3 protein-coding genes are annotated in these 3468 nt (G+C 58.6%); all 3 read left to right on the top strand.

The features are described 5' to 3' along the window. Positions 1-127: 127 nt before the first annotated feature. Genes VWZ85_RS14095 through VWZ85_RS14085 form a run of 3 tightly spaced genes read left to right on the top strand, consistent with a single transcriptional unit; the run spans position 128 to position 3433 of the window. Positions 128-1762 (top strand): Mu transposase C-terminal domain-containing protein, encoded by a 1635-nt coding sequence (locus VWZ85_RS14095; protein ID WP_416535684.1) that lies wholly within the window; start codon positions 128-130, stop codon positions 1760-1762. After that, a complete protein-coding gene (locus VWZ85_RS14090; RefSeq protein WP_416535683.1) occupies positions 1722-2645 on the top strand; it encodes a TniB family NTP-binding protein in 924 nt (307 codons plus the stop codon). Before VWZ85_RS14095 ends, VWZ85_RS14090 begins: the two co-directional genes overlap by 41 nt. Beyond that, positions 2642-3433: a TniQ family protein gene (locus tag VWZ85_RS14085; RefSeq protein WP_416535682.1), complete on the top strand. Its 792-nt coding sequence runs from the start codon at positions 2642-2644 to the stop codon at positions 3431-3433. The genes VWZ85_RS14090 and VWZ85_RS14085 overlap by 4 nt, the downstream gene beginning before the upstream one ends. The last annotated feature ends 35 nt before the right edge of the window (positions 3434-3468 follow it).

Raw genomic sequence — 3468 nt, 5'->3', positions numbered from 1 at the left:
GTGAGATTAGAAATCCAACGAAATCAACGGCTATGCTTTGCCCTTAAATATGAGATTTTGCCTTTAATTCCGATATTTTTGCCCTTAAAGCTGAGACAGGGTTCACAGACTTGAGCGGCAAATATCTATGGATGATGATGGCGAGGGCTCCGTTGCCGTTGGTGCTGAAGAGGCGCGCAGGGCCGTTGTGCTGCGTCCGCTTGTTCAGGCATATCTGAAAGGTACTGGCAGTCTGGAACGTGGCATCAATGACGCCGTTTGGGAGCTTGGTGTCAGCAGGGCGACGGTCTGGCGTTGGATAAAGCGGCTGGTCGAAGATGGTGGACGCACCAGTGCCCTTGCTCCGCGGAAACGGGGTCGTCCAGCCGGTACGGCCTTGATATCCAGCCAGGTCGAAGCGGTGATCGAAGAGCACCTTCGCCGCTATTTCTTGCGCCGGGAGCGTCCGAGCCTCTCGCGCGTCGTGACAGAAATCCGCAGCGCGTGCTGGCAACAGGGCTTGCAGCCGCCGACACGACGGACGGTTCAGCGTCGTCTGGATGCGATGGATGCCCGCGAAGTTGCGAAGGCACGCGAGGGCGCAAAGGCGGCCCGCCAGAAATTTACGCCGGTCACAGGTGAGAACAAGGCCAGTGTGCCACTGGAGATCGTCCAAATTGATCATACGCCGGCGGACATCATTCTTGTCGACAGCTTTGAACGCCAACCAATTGGGCGGCCTTGGGTCACGCTGGCGATCGACATCGCAACGCGGATGGTAACTGGATACTACACTTCTCTCGAGGCCCCTTCGCGACTGTCAGTGGCGCTTTGCCTGACACAGGCGGTTGCCCCCAAGGCGGAACTTCTGACGGAATTGGCGTGCAATATTCCTTGGCCCGCACAGGGCAAACCGCTCAGCCTCCATGTCGACAATGGCCGCGATTTCCGTTCGCGGGCCTTTCGGTCCGCATGTGCGGAATGGGGGATCGATCTGGTCTATCGGCCTTTGGGAAGTCCTCACTTCGGAGGTCACATCGAACGTTTGATCGGGACGATGATGGGGGCCGTTCACCTCCTGCCGGGCACAACGCAATCCTCGGTCGCGACCAAGGGCGACTATGATGCCGAAGGCAGGGCCACGATGACCTTGAGCGAATTCGATCGTTGGTTTGCTCTGGAAATCTGCCGTTACAACAACAGAATACATTCAAGTCTTGGCTGCACGCCCGTCGCCAAATGGGAGGCGCTCTCAGAGCAAATGACGGGCGACATCCCATTTGATATCGAAGCCTTTCAGGTAAGTTTCCTGCCGGGCGAACTGCGCAAGATCAGGCGTGACGGCATCCATCTGTTCCAGATAAGGTACTGGTCCGATGCCCTTGCAGGCCACATCGGGCGCGGGGATGGAAAGGTGGTCGTTCGCTACGATCCTCGTGATATCTCAATGATCTGGGTCGAACTAGACGATGGCCGGTATGTTGAAGCGCGGTACAGAAACCTGGAAATTCCGCCAGTGTCCCTCTGGGAATACCGCGAAGCCATGAGGAAGGCTCGGGCCCTTGGCAAGTCCGGGTCAAATGAGCTGGTTCTGGCTGAGCTGATCCGCCAGCAACGCCAGATCGAAGCTGAAAGCCGGGGCCTGACGAAGGCCGAACGTAGAACCCGTGAAAGAAAAGGGCCATTGGAGGGCCCCGCCTCGGCTATCGCGACAATCGAAGGGCTGCGCCCGATCGATACGGGTGATACATCGCGCCCATTGTTCAAGGTGGAGAGATGGTGAATTGAGGGCAGGGATAACTGAGGCAGACGGTCGGATCGCCCTCATTCAATCGGATATCTGGATCGGCTTTCCGCGGGCCGAACAGGTGTTGGACCGCTTGCATGGTATGATCGAAGCGCCACGGCAAACCCGTATGCCTGGGCTTCTTGTGCATGGTGCCTCCGGGATCGGCAAAACGATGATCGCCCGAAACCTGTCGCGCAAATACGCACCAGAATACGATCCGGCGTCAGGCATCACCCGCACGCCCCTGCTGCTGTTGCAAGCGCCGCCCGCACCAGACGAACGGCGGTTCTACCTGCACATCTTGGCCGCCGTCGGCGCCCCGGCGACGGCGCTGAGCGCCCGCGCTCAAAATGTGGCTTCCCTCGAAGTTCGCGTCATCGCGCTCTTGCGCGACCTTGGCCTGCGGATGATCATGATCGACGAGGTTCACAACCTCTTGGCCGGGACACACCGCGAACAGCGCCGCTTTCTCAATGTTCTGCGGTATCTCAGCAATGAACTCGAAGTGTCGCTGGTCTGCCTGGGGGTCAGCGAGGCCGTTGATGCCATCCGTGGTGATATCCAGCTTGCCAGGCGGCTGGACGAACATCACCTGCCAAACTGGCGCGACGATGCCGAGTTCTCGGACATGATCCAGACACTCATCGCGGCAATGCCCCTCGAAAAGAAATCCAATCTGAAGGTCAAGTCGCTCAAGCAGATTCTTGCGCTGACCGGTGGGGTGACCTCGCGCATCTTCGCCCTGATCAAGGATCTTTCCATCGACGCCATTGTCACAGGTGATGAATGCATCACCGATGACGCAATCGCAAAATGGACGCCGGTTTGGTCGCGCCATGCGAACGCCCATCGGCGGCTCGAGAAGTCCGGAGTGTGAAGCCGCGCCGGCTGCCGAAGACTGTCGCACCGCTGCCAGACGAGTTGTTGTCAGGTTGGTTGTCTCGGCTGGCTGCGGCCAACTACTGTGATGACGCGGAACTGCTGGCTCATATCAAAATCGATACCGCGCATGGCACCGCCTTGGATTTCAACGTCGAAGCGGCTGCGGCGGAGAAAATCGCAAACGCCGCGCGTGTCGACCCAGATGTTGTGCGGTCTTTGACCTTTCCGGCAATGACGCCACGAGAAGCCTCGCTGACGGCCCAGATGCCATTCCAGCATTGCCTGCGATGCTCTAGGGAGGGCCTTTCACTCAGGCATTGGAGGCGGGCCTGGGCATTTGACTGTCAGGTTTGCGGGACGAGACTTGTGCAAACCCTTGGCAAAACCGGTGACGAACAAATACCCGACAAACTGATCTACCGAGCGCGACGCGGGGCAGGGATGCTTGAGTGCGCCGCGCGATCACGCAGCCCCAAGCAACTTCGGCGCGCAATGCGCGCAGTCGCCTTTGCCATGTCACTAAAGACCTTCCGCGGGGATCCGGCGTTCGCTCTCCAAAACCCCAAGTCGGAAGTGAGGCTATTCTGTCTCGCCGCAATCGCCGCCGCTCGATCTCGCCCCTTGGCTAAAGCAGCCATCGTCAGTTCCGGCATCGACGACTATGCAAAAGTTGCTCTACTTCGCGCCTTCGAGAAGCAGCCACGTTTGCTTGCTGCGGTTGATCATATCGCGCAGAGGCGCGCGAGAAGCAAAGGCCCCATGACAGCCGAATCTCGCAATTAAGGGCAAAATTTGTTGCCGAAAGCATCGTGTCTCAG

Origin of the sequence: Phaeobacter sp. JH20_29 (assembly GCF_048056175.1) — a bacterium.
GTDB lineage: Bacteria > Pseudomonadota > Alphaproteobacteria > Rhodobacterales > Rhodobacteraceae > Phaeobacter > Phaeobacter bryozoorum.
The sequence above is the reverse complement of the archived record's forward strand: the minus strand, read 5'-3'. Positions and strand labels throughout refer to the sequence as shown.

Excerpts from the sequence above, each read along its gene's own strand:
- VWZ85_RS14095 (WP_416535684.1), top strand. The coding sequence starts at position 128 with ATGGATGATGATGGCGAGGGCTCCGTTGCCGTTGGTGCTGAAGAGGCG.